The 25,125-nt window shown below is 28.6% G+C and carries 23 protein-coding genes; 15 read left to right on the forward strand and 8 right to left on the reverse strand.

All coding sequences use genetic code 11. The features are described from left to right. Positions 1-152 precede the first annotated feature (152 nt). Together KGF52_RS13145 and KGF52_RS13150 are read left to right on the forward strand one after the other, a co-directional pair. Positions 153-1,385 (forward strand): cytosine permease, encoded by a 1,233-nt coding sequence (locus KGF52_RS13145; RefSeq protein WP_227434502.1) that lies wholly within the window; start codon positions 153-155, stop codon positions 1,383-1,385. Positions 1,386-1,398: 13 nt separating this feature from the next. Further along, positions 1,399-2,205 carry a nitrilase-related carbon-nitrogen hydrolase gene (locus KGF52_RS13150; RefSeq protein ID WP_227840493.1) on the forward strand — a complete coding sequence of 269 codons (807 nt, stop codon included), beginning with the start codon at positions 1,399-1,401 and terminating at the stop codon, positions 2,203-2,205. Positions 2,206-2,327: 122 nt separating this feature from the next. Here KGF52_RS13150 and KGF52_RS13155 read toward each other — a convergent pair whose 3' ends face one another. Further along, positions 2,328-3,197 (reverse strand): LysR family transcriptional regulator, encoded by an 870-nt coding sequence (locus KGF52_RS13155; RefSeq protein WP_227827506.1) that lies wholly within the window; start codon positions 3,195-3,197, stop codon positions 2,328-2,330. A gap of 171 nt (positions 3,198-3,368) precedes the next feature. Here KGF52_RS13155 and KGF52_RS13160 point away from each other — a divergent pair, with 171 nt between their 5' ends. The 3 genes from KGF52_RS13160 (at position 3,369) to KGF52_RS13170 (ending at position 7,202) form a co-directional block, all read left to right on the forward strand. Further along, complete coding sequence (locus KGF52_RS13160; protein WP_227840494.1) at positions 3,369-4,430, forward strand: DUF917 family protein; 1,062 nt, start codon at positions 3,369-3,371, stop codon at positions 4,428-4,430. A 299-nt stretch (positions 4,431-4,729) separates the two neighbouring features. Then, positions 4,730-5,662 carry a DUF1177 domain-containing protein gene (locus KGF52_RS13165; protein ID WP_227827504.1) on the forward strand — a complete coding sequence of 311 codons (933 nt, stop codon included), beginning with the start codon at positions 4,730-4,732 and terminating at the stop codon, positions 5,660-5,662. 112 nt (positions 5,663-5,774) lie between these two features. After that, a complete protein-coding gene (locus KGF52_RS13170) occupies positions 5,775-7,202 on the forward strand; it encodes a cell wall-binding repeat-containing protein (protein ID WP_227840495.1) in 1,428 nt (475 codons plus the stop codon). 361 nt (positions 7,203-7,563) lie between these two features. Here the strand turns inward: KGF52_RS13170 and nhaC are convergent, their stop codons facing one another. From nhaC to KGF52_RS13190, 4 genes are all read right to left on the reverse strand, one after another. Continuing rightward, entirely contained in the window at positions 7,564-9,006 is a 1,443-nt protein-coding gene (gene nhaC / locus KGF52_RS13175) for a Na+/H+ antiporter NhaC (RefSeq protein ID WP_227840496.1), read from the reverse strand. 24 nt (positions 9,007-9,030) lie between these two features. Further along, a complete protein-coding gene (locus KGF52_RS13180; RefSeq protein ID WP_227840497.1) occupies positions 9,031-10,197 on the reverse strand; it encodes a MalY/PatB family protein in 1,167 nt (388 codons plus the stop codon). Positions 10,198-10,411: 214 nt separating this feature from the next. Further along, positions 10,412-11,479 carry a sigma 54-interacting transcriptional regulator gene (locus KGF52_RS13185; RefSeq protein ID WP_255646318.1) on the reverse strand — a complete coding sequence of 356 codons (1,068 nt, stop codon included), beginning with the start codon at positions 11,477-11,479 and terminating at the stop codon, positions 10,412-10,414. Between the two features lie 101 nt (positions 11,480-11,580). Then, complete coding sequence (locus tag KGF52_RS13190) at positions 11,581-12,519, reverse strand: hypothetical protein (RefSeq protein ID WP_227840498.1); 939 nt, start codon at positions 12,517-12,519, stop codon at positions 11,581-11,583. 224 nt (positions 12,520-12,743) lie between these two features. Here KGF52_RS13190 and KGF52_RS13195 point away from each other — a divergent pair, with 224 nt between their 5' ends. The 3 genes from KGF52_RS13195 to KGF52_RS13205 are packed head-to-tail and all read left to right on the forward strand — an operon-like array spanning position 12,744 to position 13,936. After that, positions 12,744-13,145: a hypothetical protein gene (locus KGF52_RS13195; RefSeq protein ID WP_227827499.1), complete on the forward strand. Its 402-nt coding sequence runs from the start codon at positions 12,744-12,746 to the stop codon at positions 13,143-13,145. A gap of 42 nt (positions 13,146-13,187) precedes the next feature. Beyond that, positions 13,188-13,481, forward strand: a complete 294-nt coding sequence (locus KGF52_RS13200) for a metal-sensitive transcriptional regulator (RefSeq protein ID WP_227434509.1) — start codon at positions 13,188-13,190, stop codon at positions 13,479-13,481. A 14-nt stretch (positions 13,482-13,495) separates the two neighbouring features. Beyond that, positions 13,496-13,936 carry a SoxR reducing system RseC family protein gene (locus KGF52_RS13205; RefSeq protein ID WP_227827497.1) on the forward strand — a complete coding sequence of 147 codons (441 nt, stop codon included), beginning with the start codon at positions 13,496-13,498 and terminating at the stop codon, positions 13,934-13,936. An 88-nt stretch (positions 13,937-14,024) separates the two neighbouring features. Here KGF52_RS13205 and KGF52_RS13210 read toward each other — a convergent pair whose 3' ends face one another. Next, the gene (locus KGF52_RS13210; RefSeq protein ID WP_227434511.1) at positions 14,025-14,498 is read right to left on the reverse strand and encodes a threonine/serine exporter family protein; all 474 of its coding nucleotides are present in this window, start codon (positions 14,496-14,498) and stop codon (positions 14,025-14,027) included. Further along, entirely contained in the window at positions 14,498-15,286 is a 789-nt protein-coding gene (locus KGF52_RS13215; RefSeq protein ID WP_227840499.1) for a threonine/serine exporter family protein, read from the reverse strand. The genes KGF52_RS13210 and KGF52_RS13215 overlap by 1 nt, the downstream gene beginning before the upstream one ends. 317 nt (positions 15,287-15,603) lie before the next feature. On the opposite strand from KGF52_RS13215, the gene glyA reads away from it, so the two are divergent. The 7 genes from glyA to KGF52_RS13250 all read left to right on the forward strand — a co-directional run bounded on the left by glyA (position 15,604) and on the right by KGF52_RS13250 (position 23,634). Beyond that, positions 15,604-16,848: a serine hydroxymethyltransferase gene (gene glyA, locus KGF52_RS13220; protein ID WP_227840500.1), complete on the forward strand. Its 1,245-nt coding sequence runs from the start codon at positions 15,604-15,606 to the stop codon at positions 16,846-16,848. A 247-nt stretch (positions 16,849-17,095) separates the two neighbouring features. Then, positions 17,096-18,193 carry an MGDG synthase family glycosyltransferase gene (locus tag KGF52_RS13225; RefSeq protein WP_227840501.1) on the forward strand — a complete coding sequence of 366 codons (1,098 nt, stop codon included), beginning with the start codon at positions 17,096-17,098 and terminating at the stop codon, positions 18,191-18,193. Further along, complete coding sequence (locus KGF52_RS13230; protein WP_227840502.1) at positions 18,184-18,882, forward strand: polysaccharide deacetylase family protein; 699 nt, start codon at positions 18,184-18,186, stop codon at positions 18,880-18,882. Before KGF52_RS13225 ends, KGF52_RS13230 begins: the two co-directional genes overlap by 10 nt. Positions 18,883-18,884: 2 nt before the next feature. Further along, positions 18,885-19,949: a lysylphosphatidylglycerol synthase transmembrane domain-containing protein gene (locus KGF52_RS13235; RefSeq protein ID WP_227840503.1), complete on the forward strand. Its 1,065-nt coding sequence runs from the start codon at positions 18,885-18,887 to the stop codon at positions 19,947-19,949. 179 nt (positions 19,950-20,128) lie between these two features. Beyond that, positions 20,129-20,833: a response regulator transcription factor gene (locus tag KGF52_RS13240; RefSeq protein WP_227827491.1), complete on the forward strand. Its 705-nt coding sequence runs from the start codon at positions 20,129-20,131 to the stop codon at positions 20,831-20,833. Further along, entirely contained in the window at positions 20,826-22,148 is a 1,323-nt protein-coding gene (locus KGF52_RS13245) for a sensor histidine kinase (protein ID WP_227827490.1), read from the forward strand. The genes KGF52_RS13240 and KGF52_RS13245 overlap by 8 nt, the downstream gene beginning before the upstream one ends. Positions 22,149-22,260: 112 nt before the next feature. Further along, positions 22,261-23,634 (forward strand): hypothetical protein, encoded by a 1,374-nt coding sequence (locus KGF52_RS13250; RefSeq protein WP_227827489.1) that lies wholly within the window; start codon positions 22,261-22,263, stop codon positions 23,632-23,634. A gap of 235 nt (positions 23,635-23,869) precedes the next feature. Here the strand turns inward: KGF52_RS13250 and pdaA are convergent, their stop codons facing one another. Then, positions 23,870-24,811 carry a delta-lactam-biosynthetic de-N-acetylase gene (pdaA, locus tag KGF52_RS13255; RefSeq protein WP_227840504.1) on the reverse strand — a complete coding sequence of 314 codons (942 nt, stop codon included), beginning with the start codon at positions 24,809-24,811 and terminating at the stop codon, positions 23,870-23,872. Between the last annotated feature and the right edge of the window lie 314 nt (positions 24,812-25,125).

Here is a 25,125-nt window from a genome sequence, read left to right on the forward strand (position 1 = left end):
AACTTAAATTATATCAAATTGATAATAAACTATATATTATACTTTTTTGTAGAGTAGAATTATAATTATAGAAAGAAAAAAAACTATCAAGCATGAAAAAAATGTAGAAAAAAGTAGAAAAGATTCTTTTACAAAGAAAGGGAGGGATAATCTTGCAAGAGAGAGAAGAATTAGTTTTAAATCCAGTTCCAAAAGAGGAAAGAGTTGGATGGTTAGCTCCATTATTTAATATGCTTGGCTCTAATATAGCCATATCAGAATTAATGGTTGGAGGAACCTTAATTTTAGGAATGACTCTTTCCAATATGATTATTACATCAATTATAGGGAACTTAATATTAGTCGCAATTATTATGATACAAGGTTATATTGGTTGCAAAGAAGGGTTAAATACATATGTATTAGCTAAGGGGGCATTTGGAGAGATAGGTGGAAAATATCTTATATCTCTATTGCTTGGAATAACTAGCTTTGGTTGGTTTGGTGTACAAGCAGGAGTTGCTGGATTATCAGTACAAAAAATATTTCCAAGTGTAAACTTAACACTAGTCACAGTTATACTTGGATTATTAATGGTAGTTTTTGCTTTGTATGGTTTTAAGGCAATGGCTAAGTTTAATTACTTAGTTATACCACCACTTATAATATTAATGGCTTGGGGAGTTTTTAAAGCTTTTTCTACTTATGGAGTTGAAGCCATTTACAATTACACTCCTCAGACAACAATGAGCATGGTTGAAGGATTAAATATGGTTGTTGGTCTTATCATAGTTGGTGCGATTATATCACCTGACCAATTAAGATATACAAGAGGAGTAAAAGATATTTGGATAATTGGTTTTTTAGGATTAGGTATTATTTCATTGTTCCAACAAGTTGCAGCAGGTGTAATGTCTATGGGTGCTCCTACTTGGGACATAACAGAAGTATTGGCTAATTTAGGGTTTGGATGGATAGCATTTGTTATTTTAATACTTGCATCTTGGTCAACCAATGTATCAAATGCCTATTCTGGTGGATTGGCACTAAAAACTATTTTTCCAAATGTAAAGAGAAATGTATTAACTTTGGTTGCAGGTCTAATAGGTACAACAATAGCAGCTACTGGTATAATATTCAAATTCCAATCATTCTTATCTTTCTTAGGAATAGCAGTTCCAGCTATAGCAGGAATTATGTGGTGCGAATATTATTTTATACAAGGAAGAACTTATAAACACAGAGAAGGAATAAATTGGATTGCAGTAATAAGTTGGTTGATTGGTTTTGCAGCATCATATTATACTTCAAAAATAAGTTTCTTAATACCACCAATAAATGGAATCGTAGTGAGTATGATTCTTTATTATATACTAATGAAATGTTTTGGAAGTAAAGATAAATAAAGGGGGAATTTGTATGAGTCGCAAAGTGAAAATAGGTATAATTCAACAACATAGTGTACTTGGAGATGTTAAAAAAAATATAGAAAAAGCAGTAGATATGATAGATGATTTAGGAAATCAAGGTGCAGATATTATTTGTCTGCCAGAATTATTTGCTACAGGATATAACTTAGAATATTTAGGCGGAATTAAAACATTAGACCTAATAAGAGAACATAACAAATACATAGAAGAATCAATGTCAGAAGCAGCTAAAAGAAATAATGTATACCTAATATCTCCATATGGAACTTTAGAAAAGGACTCTACGCATGTTTTCAACTCAGCTGTTATATTCGATAGACAGGGTAATATGATGGGGGAATACTGTAAAAATCACCTATGGTCATTGGAAGCAGTATACTTTAAAGCAGGGGAAAAAGTAAATGTATATGATGCAGACTTTGGTAAATTTGGTGTGATGATATGCTATGATGCAGGATTCCCAGAAGTTGCTAGAGAATTGACATTAAAAGGCTCTGAAATAATATTTATACCTTCTGCGTGGAGAATACAAGATGAAGATATGTGGGATTTAAACGTATCTCAAAGAGCTTTAGAAAATACTGTCTATACAGTAGGAGTGAACTTAGTAAGTAATGACCCTAATTTGATACTGTTTGGAAAGAGTAAAATATGTAATCCTAGAGGAACTATAATAAGTCAATTAGATACATATAGAGAAAAATATATATTAGAAGAGATTGACCTAGATGAAATAGAAAAATATAGGAACGATATTCCCTACTTAAAGGACAGAAAAAATAGTTACAATATATAATTTTACATTATATGTTAAGGTATAATTTCGATAAAAAATAAAAATAAGAGGATATGTCAAACGTTAAAGATAAAGTTATTAACTCTGTTTGATATATCCTCTTTAATAATACCAGCTTTGCTTTAAAGATTTTTGAAATAATTTATAAGAAAGTCTTTAAATAATAAGACTGCTTTAGATGCATAATTCTCACTAAACCATGAAAGATTTAAATATCTTTTAAATTCAATATCTTTTATATGTAATAGTTTAATTTCAGGGTCTCGAGATAAGCCCCATGATTTTCCACATATAAATCCAACTCCTTGAAGTGATTTTATAAGAGCATAGATTGTATATGGAGAATCGGATTCAAAGGCTATTTTTGGCTTGAAATTAGCTGATTCACATAATATATCTATTATTTCTCTATAATTTTCACCTTTAGTTATAACGATAAAGTTTTCGTCTGAAACTTCATTTAGATAAACCCCATCCTTTAATGATAGAGAGTGGTTTATTGAAACTCCTAATAATATTTCCTCACAGGTTAATGTTATATTATTTTCTGAGTTTAATTTTGTAAATGAAGAAGATATATACAAATCAAAATCACTTTTCTTATAAGAAGATGGTAGAGTATGTGAAACATTAAAGGTAATATTAGGATATAGTTTTCTAAAGTTACTCAAAAGTGGTGGTAATACATTAGCAGCTGCTGTAGCTAATATTTTTACTTCACCAGAGTTTTCTAAGGAAATATCTTGTAATTCTTTCTTTGACATTTCTACTAAATCTAAAATACTATCCACCCTTTTTAGAAATAATCTACCGTACTCATTTAGTACAATATATCTTCCCTTTCTATCGAATAACTGAACTCCAAGTTCTTTTTCTAAAGAAGATATGGTTTTACTTAAAGCTGGTTGTGCTATGTTTAGTTTTTGTGATGCTTTTGTTATGTGTTCCATTCTAGCGACAGTTTGAAAATACTTAAGATGCAATAAATCCATAATATAAAATACACCTCTTTTAATATAACTTGAATTATATAAATTTGATAATTAATTATATATTATACATTATAATACAAAGCTTGTATAATAAACTATAATATATCATAAAGTTATTTAAATAGTTACTAATATATTTACATAATCTAACTAATAAAGGAGATATTTAATATGAAGTTAACTAAGGAAATATTAGAATATGCTTTAATAGGAGGTACAATTTTAGGTGGAGGAGGTGGCGGTGCAAAGGAAAGTGGAAGAGATATGGGGGAATATGCCTTACAATATGGGTTTCCAGAGCTAATAAGTATAGATGAATTACATGATGACGCAATTGTTTTAAATGTATCTGCAGTAGGAGCTCCAGCAGCACCACTTAAGTATGCTGATAATGATGATTATATAAACACAGTCAAAATATTTATTGATAAACTAGGATTAGATATACAAGGTATTATTACTAATGAAAATGGAGGGTGTGCAACAATAAATGGATGGCTTCAGTCTTCTGTGCTTAAAATACCACTAATAGATGCACCTTGTAATGGTAGAGCCCATCCAACAGGCCTGATGGGAAGCCTTGGATTACATAGAGATAAAACATATAAGTCTTATCAAGCTGTGTCTGGTGGAAATCCAGAACTTGATAATCATATAGAGGGATTTGTAGAGGGTTCTTTAAATAAGACAGCAGGACTTGTTAGACAGTGTGCTGTAGCAGCAGAAGGACTAGTTGCTGTAGCTAGAAATCCTGTAAAAGCTTCTGTTGTAAAAGAAAATGCTGCTATAGGAGGCATAAGTCATGCAATAGATTTGGGTAAAGAGTTCTACTTAGGTCTAGAAATATCAAAAGATAAAGCAATAAACAACGTTGTCGAATTTTTGAATGGAGAGGTAGTTTCAGAAGGAACAATAGAAACTTTAGAGTTAGAAACTACAGGTGGATTTGATGTAGGTAAATTGATTGTAAATGGTTATGAGGTAACTTTTTGGAATGAATATATGACAATAGATAAAGACAATAATAGAATAGCAACGTTTCCAGATTTAATTATGACTTTTGATAAAAACACAAGTATGCCTGTTACATCAGCAGAAATCAGAGAAGGGCAAGAGATAGTTTTAATAAAAACTTCTAAAGAAAATTTAAAACTTTCAATAACAATGACACAAGAAGAATTATTAAAAGATATAGAAGATATATTAAATAAAAAAATAATTGGAGTTAATTAGGATGTGTAGTAATTTAATTGATTGAAGAATTAAAATTAATTAAATTTAAAGAGCAATACAATACCTATAAAATTATAAATAAAACAAATACTTAGGAAGAAGTTTATAAAAATAAATAAGATATGAAAGATTATAAGAAAAAGTTTATAAGAGCTCAAATAAAATAAGTGAAACAATAGGAAAAAGTTTATAAAGATATAAATAAAAGAAAAAAATGCTGTAATATTTATAAAAATAAAAGGAAAAATATTTACACAAAAATTATAAATAAAAGAAATAAAATTGGATGGTGAGCAAATATGATGTTAAAACAAATTTTGGAAGTTTATGATATTATTGATAGCGCAGAAGTAGATGGAGAATGTGTAAAAAAATATTTGGAAAGCTATGGTGGGAAGAATATATTAGTAAAAACTTTAAGTACGGAAAAAGGGTCTACTGATTTAGTAAAGTTTACAATACAAGGTAAAAATGGAAAATCATCAGGAGGAACAGCTAAGACATTAGGTGTCTTAGGAAGACTAGGAGGTATTGGAGCGAGACCAGAAATGATAGGTATGGTTTCTGATGCTGATGGAGCTTTAGTAGCAATAGCAGTAGGAGCAAAATTATTGGACATGCATAATAAGGGAGATTTTATTGATGGAGATGTAATAGTTTCAACTCACATATGTCCAGATGCACCTACTAAAGAACATAAACCAGTTCCATTTATGGATTCTCCAATTGACATGAGAACTATGAATGAAAACGAAGTTGATTTAAGTTGTGATGCTATATTATCAATAGATACAACTAAAGGTAATAGAGTTATAAATACAAGAGGATTTGCTATATCTCCTACAATAAAAGAAGGATATATTCTAAAAACAAGTAATGATTTATTAGATATAATGCAGACTACTACAGGAAGACTTCCTTATGTATTTCCTGTGTCAATACAAGATATAACTCCATATGGAAATGGTTTATATCATATAAATAGTATTCTTCAGCCAGCTGTAGCTACAAAAGCACCTGTAGTAGGAGTTGCTATAACAACTGAGACAACAGTTGCTGGATGTGCAACTGGAGCAAGTAATTATTCTGATTTAGAAAGTGCAGGAAGATTTGTTGTTGAAGTAGCAAAATACTATAGCAGTGGAAATTGTGAGTTTTATGATGAGCATGAATGGGATATTCTAATGAATAGATATGGAAGCCTAGATAAGTTTCAAACTTTTGGAGAATAATAAAGTTGTATTTTATTGATGCTTTAGAATAGATGATATAGGTTAAATTATTGTGATATAATATTTAGAGTAAATAAAAATTGTAGATACAATAATTTTAGGGGGAGTTAATATGAAATTAACAAAATCAATATCATCAGTATTGTGTTTATCTCTAGTTTTAAGTTTATCATCAATATCATATGCAAATGAAATGGGAAGAACGGCAACAGAAAATACTTTAATAGGAAAGGATAGATATCAGACAGCTATTGAAGTAAGTAAAGAAGGTTGGAGTAGCGCAAATGAGGCTGTAATAGTTAATAGTGAATCTATTGTAGACGCATTATCTGTTACACCATTTGCTAAATTAAAGAACGCTCCAATACTACTTACAGAAAAAAATAATTTAAATTTGCAAACTAAGAAAGAATTAGAAAGATTAGGTGTTAAAAAAGTTTATATAATTGGACTATCTGGCTCTGTATCAGACAATGTACAAAAACAACTAGAATCTAATAACCTAACAGTTGATAGAATTGGTGGTAGTGACAGACATCAGACAGCTTTGAACATAGCTAAAAAGATAGAAGGTTTAAAAGACATATCAGAAATAGCTGTTATAAATGGATATACAGGTCTTGCAGATGCAGTTAGTATAGCTTCTGTAGCTGCTACTAATGGTATGGTTATACTTCCAGTTTCTGATGCATCTGGAGTGTCTAGTTTTAAGGATTTTATAGCCTCTAAAAATATAAGTAAGTCATACATAATAGGCTCTACTAATGCTGTATCAGATAAAATAAAACAAAGTCTGCCAAATTCAGAAAGAATAGGTGGAGCAGATAGAAATGAAACAAATGGAAAAGTAATAGAAAAATTTTATACATCAAATAATTTAGATAATGTATTTGTAGCTAAAAATGGAATGAAAAAACAAAATCAACTTATAGATGCTCTAGCAGTAGGTGTATTAGCATCAAAAGAAAATTCTCCAGTACTTATAGTAGGAGATAAATTGAGTGCAACTCAAAAGAGTATGTTTACAAATAAAAAGGCGACTGCTATAACTCAAGTTGGTAGTGGTGGAAATGAAAATGCATTTACAGAGCTAAAAGCTTTACAAGGAAGTAGTATTGGTAAGAAAGTAATGTATGTAGCTAATACAGATAAAGTAAATGTAAGAAGTGATGCTACAATAGAAGCTTCTGTAGTAGGTTATCTAAATAATGGTGATGAAGTAGAAGTTTTAGAAGTACTAAAAACGGGATGGGTTAAGATAAAATACAATGACGATATTGGATATGTCAGTGGGTCTTATCTAACAAATAATAAACCTAATAATAATAGTGAAAATGTTAAGATAAAATATGTAAAAGAAAAAGATGGTCTAAATGTTAGAAAAGGACCAAGTACGGAAGATGAAAAAATAGGACAACTTCCATATGGAAGTAAGGTAGAAACTGTAGAAATGTTTGCTACGGGATGGGTAAAAATAAAATATAATGGTGGATATGGCTATGTAAGTAATGATTACCTATCTGATACACCAGTTATCTAAACTTATAGATAATAAATAATAAAGAGACTGTCTTAATATTAATGGCAGTCTCTTTATTATTATGAAATGTTGATTTTAATAATGATTTCTATTTTGATAACTTAATTCTAGGAGTTATTATTGTAGATATTATTAACATACAAATACTTAAAATCCAATGTTTAATGCCAAAATTGAATATCAATAGATTTATCCCTGCAATTGTAAATAAACAGTATTTAATTAGGATTAAAATTGTATTTATTGAAATACCCTTTATCGATATTATTTTAAAACTGAGAATGGTCATTCGAAGCCCTATAAATGCCAATAATACACCTATAATATCTTGGATTAAGTAATAGTATTTAAAATGCATATTTTAATCAACTCTTCTCTGCATAGTAGTAGATATTTCTAAATCTTCTATTTCATCATCTGTATATGTAAGCATGGTAAAACCTGTGACACCATAAATAAATGAAATTATAGGCGTAATCCAACTTAGAAAACAATATGGAATAAATTCAAGTGGACTTACACCAAGAGTTTGGGCACAGAAAACAGCATTTGAATTCCATGGTATTAATGGACCGCCAAGGGTTGCTGTATCTTCTATAATTCTAGATAAATTTTGTGGTTTTAGCCTAAATTCCTTATATATTGGGGACATTAAAGTTCCAACAAATACCGATGTGAACATCATGGATGAACTAAATGCATTTGCAAAGTAGCTTACTATGAAAGTAGAGCCAACTAACTTAGTTCTTGATTTTCCTATTTTATTTATCATTGGTTGAAGTAATACTTCTAAGAATCCAGTTTTTTGGAGAATTCCAGCAATAACGAAAACTACAAAGACTAGTAAAACGGTTTCAGCCATACTCATTATTCCACCACGATTTAATAATTTATCAGCATAAACAAATCCTGTGTCTATAGTAAATCCTGATAACATGTAATTTAAGACATCACCTATTTTTTCTCCTTCTTGAATTACAGCTATAATAAGCCCCATAATAGCTGAACTTAATATAGATATAATAGGAGGCTTTTGTAACAATAAAAGTAATAATAAGAATAGTATTGGAATCATTGCTACTAAACCAATATGAAAGTTTGAATTTAATACATCTTTGATTTGATTTATTTGAACATAGTCAATAGTATTATTTGAATACTTAAGCCCAATTACAGTGTACAAAACGATACATATTATATATGCAGGTCCTGTTGTGTAAACCATGTGTTTCATATGAGTAATTACATCTGTTTTACAAACCGCAGCAGCTAGATTTGTAGAGTCGGATAGAGGAGACATTTTATCTCCAAAAAAAGCACCGGATATGACTGCACCAGCTGTTAAGCCAAGGGGAATACCCATACTAGTACCAATACTCATCATTGCCATACCAGACGTTCCAAGCGTTCCCCAAGATGTACCAGTAGCAACAGAAGTAAGTGAACAGACTATTAATGTTGTAAGTAAAAAATACTTAGGTGTTATTATTGTCAGACCACTATATACTACTGTTGGGATTGTACCAGCAGCTATCCAAGCTGCTATTAGTACCCCAACAGAAAGTATAATTAAATTTGATTGAAAGGCATCTTTACCAACTTCAAATCCAAAAGCTTCTATTTCTTCATTAGTATAACCAAGTCTCATAGCTGCTGGAACTACTATAAGCCATGAAAGTAAAAACATTGTAGTTATAGAAGCTTTAAATAGAACTATACCAACCGATGTTAAAGCTATTATCGCAAGCATTACTAATAACGAATATCTAAATGAAGGTCTTTTTCTTTCTGTACCTATTTTCATAGCGCAAATTCTCCTTAAATGTTTTTAGTTAATTGCATTTTTTATTCTTATAAGAGCTTCTTCAACCATGCTTCTTGGACAAGCTAAGTTTATTCTTTGATATCCGCTTCCTCCAATACCAAAACTACTTCCTTGATTTAAGGCAACTTTACCTTTTTTTACTAATAGATTTTCTAATTCTTCATCACTTAATCCAAGTTGGCTAAAATCTACCCATAATAAATAAGTACCTTCTGGTTTTCTGACTTTAAGTTTTGGCATATTTTCATTTATATATTTTATAGCAAAATCTATATTAGATTCTAAGTACTCTAAGAATGACTCTAGCCAAGGCTCACCATTGTTATATGAAGCTTCTGTTGCAACTAAACTAAAACAGTTATTTCTCTTTATATCAATTCTAGTAAATGCATTATCTAACAATTTATAATCTTTTTCATCAGGTAGTACAACATATGAAGATTGAAGACCTGCTATATTAAAAGTTTTAGTTGGTGCCATACAAGTAATTGTATTTTTTTCAAAATCTTTAGATATAGATGCCATAGGTATATGTTTATGATTTTTAAATATAATATCACTGTGTATTTCATCTGATATAACCTTTACACCGTATTTAAGGCAAATATCTCCTAGTTTCTTTAATTCATCCTTTGTCCATACTCTTCCAACTGGATTGTGAGGATTGCAAAGTATAAACAATTTTACATCTTTGATTTTACTTTCAATGTCTTCATAGTCCATTATATAGTTTCCATTTTCTAATTTTTGTAGTGGGCTTATAACTAGTTCTCTATTATTATTTTTTACAACACTATTAAAAGGGCTGTAAACTGGTTCCTGTATCATTATTTTATCGTTTTCTTTTGTAAGCTCATTTATTAAAAGGCTTATTGCTGGGATAACACCTGGGCTATAAACTAACCATTCACTTTTTATCTTCCAATCATGTCTTTTATCCAACCAATTCACTATAGATTCATTGTAAGAATCTGGTCTTGTTGTATAACCGTAAATCTCTTGTTCTAGCCTATGTCTTAAGGCATCAATTATACACGGAGCAGCTTTAAAATCCATATCAGCTACCCACATAGGAAGTAAATCATTAGTACCATATTTTTTATCCATCTCTGACCATTTAGCTGAAAAATTATTACCTCTATCAATAATTTCATTAAAATTGTAATTCATTATAAATACCTCCAGTAATTTTTAAATTTATACTTATAGTATTTAGCAAGCAATATGCCAAAATAGATATTAAAAATATTTAATTAAAAATTAATTCGTGATATTAAGTAATACCAGAGGTTGGAAGATATGAAATTATTAAATTTATTTAATTTTATTTGGAAAAGGTTATTTTAAAAAATTGTTAAATTTATTAAAATACAATTAAATAGGTTTAAATGGTTGAACTGTTTTCATTATTAAACCCATTTATTTTTTTTAGAAACTCGATTCCTTTAAGGGTTATAACTGAACCACCACGACCAACAAGTATATTTACAAATCCAAATTCTTGTAATTCCAAAAGTATATTTCTAATTTGTTGTTCTGTCAAAAATCTATTTTCGTTTAAAGCTATTTTGTATAAGCTTTTTCTACCAATTCGTTCTTTTAAATCGTAAGCTTTATTTAAATTATCCAATATAAAGATATATTCATCTAATGGTCTTTTAAAATTATAGTCATGTTTGATGAAGTTTTTGTCTTTATTAATATTAAATTGGTATTTAGATATTTTTTCTGTTACTTTATTACAAACAGTTTTGCTATAATTTTCATCTATAGTATCTAATATATATTCAGGTAAGTCACATATTTCTATAACATCTTTTCCTAGATAACAGAAATATTCTCCTAAGTTTCTTAATTCTCTTACATTTCCTTCCCATTTATATATTTTGAAAATTTCCTTAACTTCGTCACTTAGATTAAAATTGCATGGTATATCATACGTTAGTGATTCGAAGATTTCAAATATATCAGCAGGTCTTTCTCTAAGAGGATGTATTTTAAGAGGAAGAACATTTAACCTAAAATACAAATCTCTTCTAAATTTACCTTTAGATACAAGTTCTTTTAAATTTCTATTAGTAGCAGCAATTATTCTTACATCAATGTCAATAACATTATTTGAACTAATACGCCTTACTTGTTTTTCCTGTATAACTCTGAGCAATTTAGATTGAGAATTTAAATCCATCTCACCAATTTCATCTAAGAATATAGTTCCATTGTTTGCTAATTCAAATAAACCCATTTTTCCGCCCTTTTTAGCTCCAGTAAAGGCACCTTCATCATAACCAAATAATTCACTTTGCAATAAACTTTCTTGAAAAGTGCTGCAATTTACTGCTACAAAAGGTCCACAATTTCTTTTAGAAGCACTGTGAATAGATTGTGCAAATAATTCTTTACCAGTACCACTTTCGCCAATTATTAAGATTGATGAGTTTGATTGAGCCATTTTATTGGCAATTTTTTTAGTATTAATAGTTTGTATACTAGAACCTAATATGTCATCAAAAGTATACTTACTGATATTACCAGAGTTTACTAGTTGTGCTCTTAGCTTAGCTTGTTTTTTTCTAATTGAGAAAACTTAGTCATCTTTAATATAAAACCATCAAATACATTCAATTGTATATGTTTAATCTCTAAATTTATGTCAATATGATTTATCTTAATTAATTTCTCATAAAATAGAGTTTTATTGTTTAATATGTTTTGAAAGTTAATATCTTTTATACATTCACCAATAAATACATCAATCATTTCATTTGCATTTATAGATAAAATTTTTCTAGCGATATGATTGTAAAATTGTATAATTCCATCATTATTTGTGCATATAATTCCATCATCAATTATAGATAACAACAAATCAAATTGCCTTTCAAATTTATTTGCATCTAACAATAATTCGCCTGTACTATAGCTTGTAGGAATTATTTTTTCTACATATTTTTTTATTAAGTCATCTTTTATTAGATGTTTTAACTTAGTTTTTGTGGCAATTTCAACAATACAACTTAAATCTATTATTCTATATTTTAAGTCTATAACTTCACAATTTTTAAAATTGGGCAAGATTTTTTCTCCAGGAGTTAGAATTATGGCATCTGTAGGAGTAAATTCTATTTCTGGATAACAGGGTAAGATATTGATATTATCTATTCCTAGTCTATGTATTAAAGAGATTGTCTCTATAGACATATCCTTGCTTAGATTATATACATAAATAGTTTTATTTTTTTCTAATTTAGATATCATATCTATACTATTCTTTTCAAATGTCAACTTAGGAACGATAATTTGAGCATCATGATGAGATAATTTTGCTATTTCATCATATTTTAAATAAGCAGATAAAAGGATTAGATTTCCCTCTTCAAATGAGTATAAGTTTATTTTTATATTGTTACCTAGAAATTGTCTTATTTGGTCTTCGTAAATTTTTCCAGCATCTTTTTTTAAGCTTACAATAGCTAATTCTATTTGTTTCATTTTAACCTCTCATACAAATTTGACTTATTTTAGATTATATAACAATTAAACTAAATATAAATAATTTTGTCTAACTATTATTATAAATTAAGTAGTAATATAAAAGAAATAGCTAAAATGAGTCCTTTTATTTTTGTTTTTTGTATCTATTTGGTATAATAATATTGAAACAATAATAATTTAGATAAAATTTCTTAAGAGGAATACTATGAGGAGAACATAAAATGAAAAAATGTCTTTACTGTAACAGGGATATAAAGTCACCAAATAATAAATTGGCTATAAAATATGATGACAATACCGATATATATCCATGTCGTACAGAATGTAAGGAAAAAATTGAAGAATATATAATAAAAAAACCTACGTATAAGTTTATAAATATATTAGAGGTTCTTTTAGGTGTAGGTGGAATATTTTGCTTTTTGAGCAAATGGACTATTGCAGCCCAAATTGTACTTGGAATTGACGCATTAGTTATATTTTTATTTCCATTAGCAGGGTTTAAAATGAATGGTAAATTAAGTATGGAGCAAACTAAGCATCAGAGCAGGTCTATAGCAATATCAATTTTAGCATTTATAATAGTAATAACTGTATTATATTTTAAGCAAATTGGTAAGTAAATCATAATTGTATAGAACATCATAAGAGTATGAGGTGAATTTATGGAAGAAAGAAAATTAGCACCAAACAATGAGCGAGAAGCTCTTATAAAAAGATTAAAAAGAATAGAAGGTCAAGTTAAAGGAATACAAAAGATGGTAGAAGAGGAGCGTTATTGTGTTGATATATTAGTTCAAATATCCGCTATAAGGTCTGCTATAAATAGAGTAGGCACAATTATTTTGGAAAATCATATAAAAGGATGTGTAGCAGAAAGTATCAAACATGATGATAGTGAAAAAACTGAAGAGATGATAAAAGAACTTATGGATACCATAAATAAATTTACAAAATAAGGGGGCGGTTAGGTATGAATCAACAAGGATTTATTATGGAGATTGTTGATGATAGAACTGCAAAATTAAAAATGCAAAGACACTCAGCTTGTGCTGCTTGTGGAAAATGTGCTACTGCTGACTCATCGGAGTCAAAAGAGATATTAGTAGAGGTAGACAATACAATTGGTGCGAAGGTTGGTGACCATGTAGAAGTGAGTATGGATAACATGAATGTATTAAAAGCAGCTGCGATGGCTTATATAATACCTCTTGTAGCGCTTCTTGTTGGAACAATAGGAACATACTATATATTGGAAGCAATTGGCATGACCTCTGGGGTTGAAGCTATAAGTGGATTAGTTGGGATTTGTCTTACAGTAATTTGTTATTTGTATTTAAAGAAAAATGATAAAAAATTTAGAGATAGTAGAGAATTTATACCAGTAATCACAAGAATATTAATTGACCTTTAAAATGATTATAATTTAAAAATAGCAATGTACTCTTATAAATGCTTAATGTATATTTATAGGATTTAGGTACATTGCTATTTTTATATTTTTATTTTGATTTTCTTTGAGGAATAAAATTCTTTCGTATTTTCAAAAGGTTTAATGTTCTTACAAAAGAAGTTACAACCAATACACCAAGCGATATTGCAGCGCTTAAAAATAGTGCATCAGTACCTTTTGACATCGCTAAATCATAATTTTTTTGAATTAAAGATAACATTGTATTGTATAATCCAATTCCTGGTATCAGAGGAAGAATCCCTGGAATTACAAATACAATAGCTGGTTGCTTTAGTTTTCTAGCCAATATCTCACTACACGCTGAAACCAAAGCAGCAGCTATAAAACCCGCAAAAATTGAGTTCGTAGTGAAATTAAACAAATATACATACACAATCCAACCAACTCCACCAGTTATTCCAGCTGGAAGAAGTAGATAAAGTGGTGCATTAAAAAAGACAGCAAATCCAGCAGTTGCAATGCCTGAAAATAAAAAATGTAAAATCATCGACATATCAGTCATTAGAAAGGACCTCCAATTCTATACCATGTATCAAGGACAAAACCGACTCCAGAAGCAATTGCAATAATAATCATAGCAGCATCGAAAGCACGAGAAATTCCTGATATTAAATTACCTGATATTAAATCTCTGATGGCTTTTATAAAAGCAACTCCTGGGAGTAGTGGCATTATTGCTCCAACTATGAGCATTTTAGGGTTACTCAAAATACCTATTTCAACTAGTAAAACTCCTGAAAGTGCTATTAAAAAAGAAGATACTAAACATGAAAATGCAGATATTGCACTTATCTTCATGGTTTTATCATAAGTAATTGCAGCAAATATTGCTATTATAAATGTAAGAATAAAATTTAATATATAATTCCCTCCAAGCAAGCAAGCAAAGCAAGCAGATGCAATTCCTGTACAAGAGTAAAACAACCATAAAGGATAAGGTTTTACCTCTTGTATTTCATAAAGACGTGCAATAGCAGTATCAATATCATACTCTTTATCATTTACAAATTCTCGAGAAAAACTGTTTAATAAGGAAATCTTATTTAAGTTTATACCTCTTGATTGAATCGTTTTCATAAACGAAAAGCCGTCAAATTTTTCATCTGAAATAATTATTACTGTAGGAGTTGTAAAAATATTTACATGATAAAATCCTCTTGACCTGCAGATTCTAAGGACACTGTCTTCAACCCTAGATGTTTCAGCTCCATTTTTTATCATAAGTTCCCCTACAAATAGAGCTAATTTTAGAATATTTTTTTTATATTCAAGTTCCTCATTTTGATTCATAAATACACCTCCAAATTAAAAAACATAATATTGAAATTATATCAAATTTTTAAGTAATATTCCTTATATATATATAAATTATATTATCTTTTTTTTATTTAAAAATAGTCACATTTAAATTATATCCAATTAAAAGAATTAGACAATATTATTTATTATATTTTAACTTAAAATACAGAAAGTAAACATGTAAAAGTAGTAAAACACTTGACTATTAATTTATAAAAGACTATAATAATAAATTATCATATTGATAAAAATGAAAATTATGAAATGTCTGTAAAAGTAAAATTTAAATAATAACTAGGAGGAGTAATATGTTTGAGAACTTGAAAAAAGCGGACCCTGAGATTTATGAAAGTATGAAAAGAGAGTTAAAAAGACAACAAAGGAATATTGAGTTGATAGCATCTGAAAATATAGTATCAGTTCCAGTAATGGAAACTATGGGAAGTCATCTTACTAATAAGTATGCAGAAGGTTACTCAGGCAAAAGATATTATGGTGGATGTGAGTACATAGATGAAGTTGAAACTCTTGCAATAGATAGAATTAAAAAGATATTTGGAGCAGAACATGCTAATGTTCAACCTCATTCTGGAGCAAATGCAAATATTGGTGTATATTTTGCTATGCTAAAACCAGGTGATGTTGTTATGGGAATGAATTTATCTCAAGGTGGGCATTTAACTCATGGTGCTCCAGTTAATATTTCTGGTCAATATTATAAATTTTATGAATATGGAATAAATAGAGATAGTGGACTTATAGATTTTGATGATGTTAGAAAAATAGCACACGAAGTAAAACCTAAAATGATAGTTGCGGGAGCAAGTGCATATCCTAGAGAGATAGATTTTAAAAAATTTAGAGAAATAGCTGATGAGGTTGGAGCATTACTTATGGTAGATATGGCTCATATAGCAGGTCTTGTAGCTGCTGGTCTTCATCAAAATCCATGTGAAGTAGCTGATTTTGTTACAACAACAACTCATAAAACTTTAAGAGGGCCTCGTGGAGGAGTTATCCTTTGTAAAGAAAAATATGCTAAAGCTATAGACAAAGCGATATTCCCTGGAATTCAAGGGGGACCTCTTGAGCATATAATTGCATCTAAAGCAGTATGTTTTAAAGAAGCTTTAAGTGATGAATTTAAAACATACCAACAACAGGTTGCTAAAAATGCAAAAGCTTTAGCTGAAGAACTTATTAAGAGAGATTTTAAATTGATTTCTGGAGGAACAGATAATCACTTAATATTATTAGATTTAACTAATAAAAATATAACTGGTAAAGCAGCAGAAAAAAGATTAGATGATGCTTATATAACTGCTAATAAAAACACAATACCATTTGATCCAAATGGAGCACTTGTTACAAGTGGAATAAGACTTGGTACTCCAGCTGTAACTACTAGAGGCATGAAAGAGGAAGATATGGCAATAATTGCCGAGGCTATAGACCTATGTTTAACTTATGATGAAGAATCTAAAGCAAGAACATTGGTTGTTGGTTTAACTGAAAAGTATCCTCTATATGAAGAATATAATATTATGGATTAATTAAAAGTATAATTAAATAAGAGATATTTAAATAATTACAATAATAGTATTTATATTTAAATATATATATAAAGATAAAACCCAATTAATTAGGAGATAGCTTCCAATATTAATTGGGTTTTGTATTTTTTAATTAAAACTTTAAGATTTCTTAAGAATTATACTAGGTTTTTCTAAAGATTTAAAGTTTATACTTATAAATATAGTAATTAAAGGTATTTAAAGGCTCTAATGAGGAGGGAATCTTATGAAAGTATTAATTCTTACAGGAAAATTTGGTATGGGTCATTACTCAGCATCAAACTCTTTAAGTGAAGATATAAAAACAAAATTTAATAATTCTGAAATAATAATTAAAGATATATTTGAATATATTATGCCTAACTACTCAGATAAAATGTATAAAACTTTTTCTATTCTTGTAAATCGGGGAAGCAGTCTTTATAATTTATTTTACAAATGTACTGAAAATGGAAAAAAGGATATAAAATTTACCTTTTCAGATTATTTCTTAACTAAATTAGACAAGTTACTTAATGAAATACAACCAACAGTAGTTATTTCAACTTTTCCATTTTGTTCTCAAGTAGTATCAAGATATAAAGGAAAGTATAATTCAAATCTTCCTTTGATAACATGTATAACAGATATAAGTAGCCATTCAGAATGGATTAGTAAAAATACAGATTGTTACTTAGTAGCTAGTGAATCTACTAAAGAAGAACTTATTTTAAAAGGAATAGATGAAGATAAAATAAAAGTTAATGGAATACCTGTAAAAAAAGAATTTAAAAAAATAGAACATATAAATCATTTAGATAAAAAAAACATCCTTATAATGGGTGGAGGATTAGGTTTATTACCTAAGTCAGAACAATTTTATAAAGAGCTAAATAGTTTAGAAGGAGTAAAAACTACTGTAATAACTGGCAATAATAAAAAAATGTACTATAAATTGTACAATAGATATGAAAATATTGAGGTTGTAGGCTATACTAACGAAGTATATAAATATATGGAAAATGCTGACCTTATTATTTCTAAACCAGGTGGAATAACATTATTTGAAACAATTTATTCAGAGCTTCCAATATTAGCATTCAATCCATTTTTGCAACAAGAGATAAATAATGCTGATTTTATATTAAATAATGGAATTGGAAAAATACTTGATAAAAATAAAAAATACTATGTAGATGAGATAAAAGACTTAATCTATGATGATGTTAAACTTAAAGAAATGAGTTTGAATATGAAAAAACTTAAAAAACAATTTGATAATAATACATTAGAAAATATTTTATTTTCATTTGATGGACAAGGAGTGTGTAGAGAATGTATGTAGTAGGTTTAATTATAGTTATTGCTTTGATTTTTTTAATCCATTCAATTATACCTACATATTATAATAAATTATTAAATAAAGATGTATTGAAAAATATGACTGAGAAGAATGAAATTGCTCTTACATTTGATGATGGACCAGACAAAAGGTATACAGAAAAATTGTTGGATGTACTAAAAGAAAATGATATAAAGGCCATGTTTTTCGTAGTGGCAAAGAATGCTGAAAAAGAGCCTGAAATTATAAAAAGAATGTTAAGAGAAAATCACATAGTTGGCTTACATTCACTAGAACATAAGAATGCATGGCTTTATAGTTATAATTATGTTAAAAAAGATTTTATTGAAAGTACAGATATAATGAAAAATTTAGGTGTAGACGTAAACTACTATCGTCCACCATGGGGGCATACTAATATATTTTCAAATCAATTTGCTAAAAAATATAATTTAAAAATGACCTTATGGGATGTAATGGCAGAAGATTGGAGTAAAGATAGCACAGTAGAGATTATAGTAAATAAATTAATAGATAGAACAAAAGAAAATTCTATAATTTGTTTGCATGATGCAGGAGAAAACTCAGGAGGGGCAGTTGGAGCACCTGAACGTACTATTGAAGCATTAAAGATAGCTATTCCAAAACTTAAAGCCAGTGGTTTCAAATTTGTAACACCAGAAAGGATGTAGTTATGATAAGTAAAACTGAAAAGAGAAATAAATCCCTAGGTAGTGTAGCCTTCTTAGTTTTACTAATGGGCATAACTGGATACTTTGTTTTTAGAGGTCAATCAATTGAATCGTTAATAAAATCATTAAAAGGTGCAAGTCCTATGTTTATATTAATTGGATTTGCAATGATGTTTATATATGTTGCTTGCGAAGGTATAAATATATATTTAGGTATGAAGGCTTTAAATCAAAAAACTACTTTTTTAAAATGTATGGGATATGCGTTTGTTGGATTTTATTTTAGCTCAATTACACCTTCAGCATCTGGAGGTCAACCAGCACAAGTTTATTACATGAAGAAGGATGATATAAACATATCTTACTCTTCACTTATATTATTAGTTATTGTTGTCATTCACCAAGTTGTTGTATTGGCATATAGCGGAATAATGTTCATTATGGAACGTGAATTTATACTAAACAATGTAAGAGGGATGAATATTTTATTGATATATGGTGTAATAACGAATGTTGCTCTTGTTGTTGGAGTAATTGCAGTTATATTTTCAAAAAAATTAGTAAATAACTTCATAATATCCATAACAAATTTATTAGGAAAACTAAGAATAATAAAAGATGTTGAAGGTTCACGAAAAGTGATAACTTCTCAAATTGAAGAATATATTAAAGGTGCTCAATATATAAAACAAAATCCAAAGTTAGTAATTAAGATTTTACTTATAACTATTGTGCAAATAACAGCTATGTTTTTAGTACCATTCTTTGTATACAAAGCTTTCCATCTATCAACATATACTGTGTTTGAAATATTAGCAATACAATCATTACTTAATATTGCTGTTTCATCTTTACCATTACCAGGAGCTGTTGGAGCATCTGAAAATAGTTTTATGATATTATTTAAGATATTTTTCCCAGGTCATTTACTAGTGCCAGCGATGTTACTTAGCAGAGGAATAAGTTTTTATGCATTCGTTGCTATAAGTGGTTTAGTATGTATTGTAGCACATGTTAAGTCTTCTGAAAAAGTTAAGTCAGTAAAAGAAGTTATTTATGTAAGATAGTATTGTATAGTTTATTTTTTATATAAGTGATATATGTATACGTTTTGATTAAACTTTAAGAGCACTTACAATAGTAGAAAGTATTAAAACGTATGACATTGCTAAGCTTTTACTAATAAAGTATAATATTTTATATAGTTTGAAATATTTAAGAAATATAGTAAAAAAGGAGTTTAGCGATGATTAAAGAGATTCCAAAAAAAATTTTAGTAGCTGATGATAATCCAGAAATTAGGGAAATTGTAGAAATACTTTTGACTGGCGAAGGTTATGAAGTTGTTATGGCGACGAACGGAGAAGAGGCTGTAAATTTAGTAGACAGTACAATTGATTTGATTATTTTGGATGTTGTTATGCCAGTAAAGACAGGGTTTGTTGCATGTAATGAGATTAGAGAAAAAACAACAGCTCCAATATTATTTCTAACTGCGAAAACTCAAGATTCCGACAAGGTTATTGGGTTTTCAGCAGGAGGAGATGACTATTTATCAAAGCCTTTTTCATATTCTGAGTTAATTTCAAGAGTTAAGTCACTACTTAGACGTTATTATATATATCAGGGGAAGGAAAAGAATAAGGAGCCAAATATATTGCAAACAAAAGGTTTATGTGTAAATTTGGATACTCAAGATGTCATATTAGATGGAGAAACTATATTTTTGACAACTATAGAATATAGCATATTAGTTCTTATGCTAAAAAATAGAAAAAAAGTTTTCTCGTCTGAAAATATATATGAAAGTATTTGGGATGAGCAATATTTTTATACAGCAAATAATACTATAATGGTACATATTAGAAATTTAAGAAAAAAATTAGAGAAAGATCAGAAAAATCCACAATATGTAAAAACTGCATGGGGAAAGGGGTACTATATTGATTAGCAAAATTAAGCCATCAAAGTTGGGTGTCATACTATTGGTATATGTAGTAATCTCAGCTGTGGTGGCTTTTATTTTAAATATACCATTTTATTCTGCTGTTGAGTCAATAGTAAAGGATGTATCAGAAGGTAAAACATATTTTAAAAGAGAAGCAGACCAGTTAATGGATGATTTTCAAATCTATGTAAATGATAAAAATATAAGTTCAAATGATGTAGAAGATATATCAAATTGGAATAATGACAATTGGTTTGTATCTATGAAAGTATATGAAGGAGATAAGATTTTTTATGATACATTGTACTATCCAAATGAATTACCTGATAAAAGTGAAGAAAATGAATTTTATAGTAGCTCTATGGCTAGACATTATGAGATACAATTTTCTGATATTAAAGCCAGTGTAGTTATAGTAGCACTGTTTAGATTTCGATTTCAAAACTTTATAGATGCTGTTTCTATCACATTTATGGCAATTACATTTATTGTAACATTTTTATTGTTGTTGAGTAGAAAGATTAAATATCTAAGAAAAATAGAGATGGGTATAAAGATAGTAGAAAGTGGTAGTTTAAAGTATAGAATTCCTGTTAAGGGGAACGATGAATTATCATCACTTGCATCTAGTATTAATGAGATGAGTCAAGCACTTGATAATCAGCTTATAAAAGAAAGAGAAATGAAGAATAAAAATAAAGATATAGTAACTTCAATATCACATGATGTCAGAACTCCATTGACATCAGTAATTTGCTATTTGGATTTAATTAAAGATCATAAGTATAATAGCCCTGAGCAATTGGAGCAATATATAAAAAATGTAAGATTAAAGGCATATCAGATAAAAGATTTGACAGATGACCTTTTTACACATTTTGTTAATTGTGAAGAAGAAGTGTCTAAAAAGTATGAAAAGATTAATGCAAATGAATTTATATTTCAACTGCTTTTAGATAGTTCATATACATTGGAAGAAAAGGGATTTCATATAAAAATAGAGAATGAACTTTATAATCAATATCATATTTATGTAGATGTAACACAATTTAGAAGAATATTTGATAATTTATGTTCTAACATAATAAAGTATGCAAGAAGGGATAGACCAATAGTATTTTTAATTAAAGTTGAAGATGGTAAGTTGCTAATTATACAAAAAAACAAAGTTAGTAACATTCATAAAAATGTAGAAAGTTTTGGAATTGGCTTAAAAAACTGTGAAAAGATAATTGCATATCACAATGGAAGTATAACTATAAACTCAGGTGACAAAGAGTTTTCTATTGAAATATCTATTCCAGTAAATGAATCATAAATGTCTAAATTAAGTACTGCACATGTTAATTGTTATGTACCTATGACCAAGTAACAAGTTTACTTGTAAGACCATATAATATTATTATCTTAAAAAAAGGGGACATAATAATATGGTTTTAACAGGAGCGCATTATATTTACATTGTATTTATGGTAATTATCTTAATTACTATGCTTATGAAAAAAGATACTATAGTACCATGTATATTAGGTGTTTTCTTCATGGGGTTATTCTTTGAAAAAAATATCTTTGGAGCTATAACAGCAGTGTTTAACTCGTTTATTATATCTTTAAATGAGTTGGGACCGATTATTTTAATTATAGCGATTATGGTAGCTTTATCTAAAGCTCTAGAAGCGAATAATGCAATACAGTATATGGTAAGACCATTTTCCAAAGTTATAAGAAATTCTAACACAGCATTTTTTGTAACTGGATTTGTAATGTTGATTCTTTCTTGGTTTTTCTGGCCAACTCCAGCCGTTGCCTTAGTTGGGGCTGTATTTTTACCTGTTGCTATTAGAGCTGGATTACCAGCGATTGGTGTTGCAGTAGCATTAAACTTATTTGGTCATGGTCTTGCCTTATCTACAGACTTTGTTATTCAGGGAGCTCCAAGTATAACAGCTGGTGCAGCAGGAGTAGCAGTATCATATGTCATAAATGATGGTATGATTTTATTTTGGGTAATGGGAATTGTAACGATATCGATGGCATTTTATACATTAAAAAGGGATATCAATAAAGGAATGTTTAGAGAAGAGCTTAAAGATTTTGAAAGTGAAGAAGTAAAAGAATTTAATGGAAAATCTAAGATAGCAACTATTTTAGTAGCTTTAGGATTTCTTGCTGATATAATTGCTATGTATATGTTTGACCTAAAAGGAGGAGATGCATCAGCTCTTTTAGGAGGAACAGCAGTGTTTCTAATAATTATTATAAATACTATAAATTTCGGCAAAGATAGTCTTGAAAATGTGTGTGAAAATATAATAGATGGTTTTGTGTTTGGTATAAAGATATTTGGTGCGATTATACCAATAGCAGCGTTTTTCTACATGGGAGAAGTTGCACCTTTAACTGGTGTATTTGGTAAGGTATTAACCCCTGGTTCTCAAGGATTATTATCAGATATAGGGATAGCCCTTTCTCAAACGATACCACTTAATAAATTTGCAGTATCAGGTATAGAAACTGTAGTAGGTGCAATAACTGGGCTTGATGGTTCTGGGTTCTCTGGAATTTCATTAGTTGGTTCACTTGCATCTGTATTTGGAACTGCTATTAATGCAAGTGTTGGTGCATTAGCAGCATTAGGTCAAATTAGTGGTATTTGGGTTGGTGGAGGATGTCTAGTTCCTTGGGGTCTTATTTCAGCAGCCGCAATTTGTGGAGTTAGTCCTATTGAGTTGGCAAAAAGGAATTTTATTCCTGTTATAACAGGACTCATTGTAACAACTATAGTAGCAGTATTCATTATTTAGCAAATAAAAACTAATATTATTTTACTTGTAGATTAACAAAACTTATATATAAATTAAAAATAAAAGATTATATAAATTAAAAATAGATGCACAGTTATTACCTATCAAAAGACTTTTGTTTATGTAAAAACTATACATCTATTTTTTATTGGAAGTGTTTAATTTGAAATCGTTTATGTAAATTAACATATAAATATTAGACTTAAAGTATAGCTTTTAAATATACTTCTAAATGTTAATAATTTAGAAGTTCAAAATTGTATCCTAGCTTTCTAGCATCTGATATAAAATCACTTAGAATTTCTGTACTAGTTTTAGAAACAGCATGTAGTAATAAGATAGAACCATCGTGTAAATTATCCATTATTTTTTTCTTGGCTTCCTCATGTGATGGTTGTTTTTCAGTGTCCCAGTCCCTATATGCGAAACTCCAAAATACAGTTTTATAGCCTAGATTTTTAGTCATTGCTAAGCTTTTTTCTGAATACTTACCCATAGGAGGTCTGAAAAACTTAACTATATTTTTTCCAGTTAAATCTTTATAAAGTTTTTCAACATCTTCAAATTCATTATTAAAGCTTTTTAGATTGCTTGTTTTTGTTGGCATAGAAGGATGCGTTTTACTGTGGCTTCCAACTATGTGACCTTCTGCAACCATTCTTTTTATCAAATCTTTATTTTCTTTTATGTATGGAGATGTAACGAAAAAAACAGCCTTTACTTTATTTTTTTTTAAAACATCTAGTATCTTTGATGTATATCCATTTTCATAACCTTCATCAAATGTAAGATATAATGTTTTTTGACCATCTTTGATGGGACCATTATATATAGCACTATAGTCAGAAAAATTAAATTTGATATCAGTATTTACTTCTGGAGTTTGATGTTTAGTATTTGGTATATAAAACCAATCAAGAGCGGTATTGTCCAAAGATGACACGTCTAATTTTTCATTATCATTGTTCACAGTATCTTTATTTGATAGACTGTCTGTTCCATCTGAAACAGTTATATTGGAAGTATCTTTACTATCATCAACATTTTGATAATCTTCTTGCGTTGATATTTCCCTATTCTGGTCTGTGTTTTGTTTTTTTTGTGAGTTTGAACATCCAACAATGAAAAAAATAGATATAGAAAGTATTGTCAAAAAGTAGAGTATCTTTCTAAGCATTTTATAGCTCCCTTCTAAATTAATAGTAATTATATAGTATTATTATAGTTGGAAATTGTTATTAATAATAGTTACATATTTGAAAATAAAGTCGCAATAGTATTATAAAATATGAATAATTAATAAATTTAAAAAAAATGTAAAAAAGTAGTTGACCATATTATGATAAGGTGTTATTATAATAAATGTGCTCAACAAGGAACAAGAAAATAATGAGTACAAAATGATTGATTTAATAAAATGAACTTTGAAAATTAAACAGTAGGTTAATTTATAAAACAAGAAACAAACCATAAAGCCAGATATTTTGATAA

Origin of the sequence: Clostridioides sp. ZZV15-6597, from assembly GCF_020657815.1 — a bacterium.
Classification (GTDB): Bacteria; Bacillota; Clostridia; order Peptostreptococcales; family Peptostreptococcaceae; genus Clostridioides.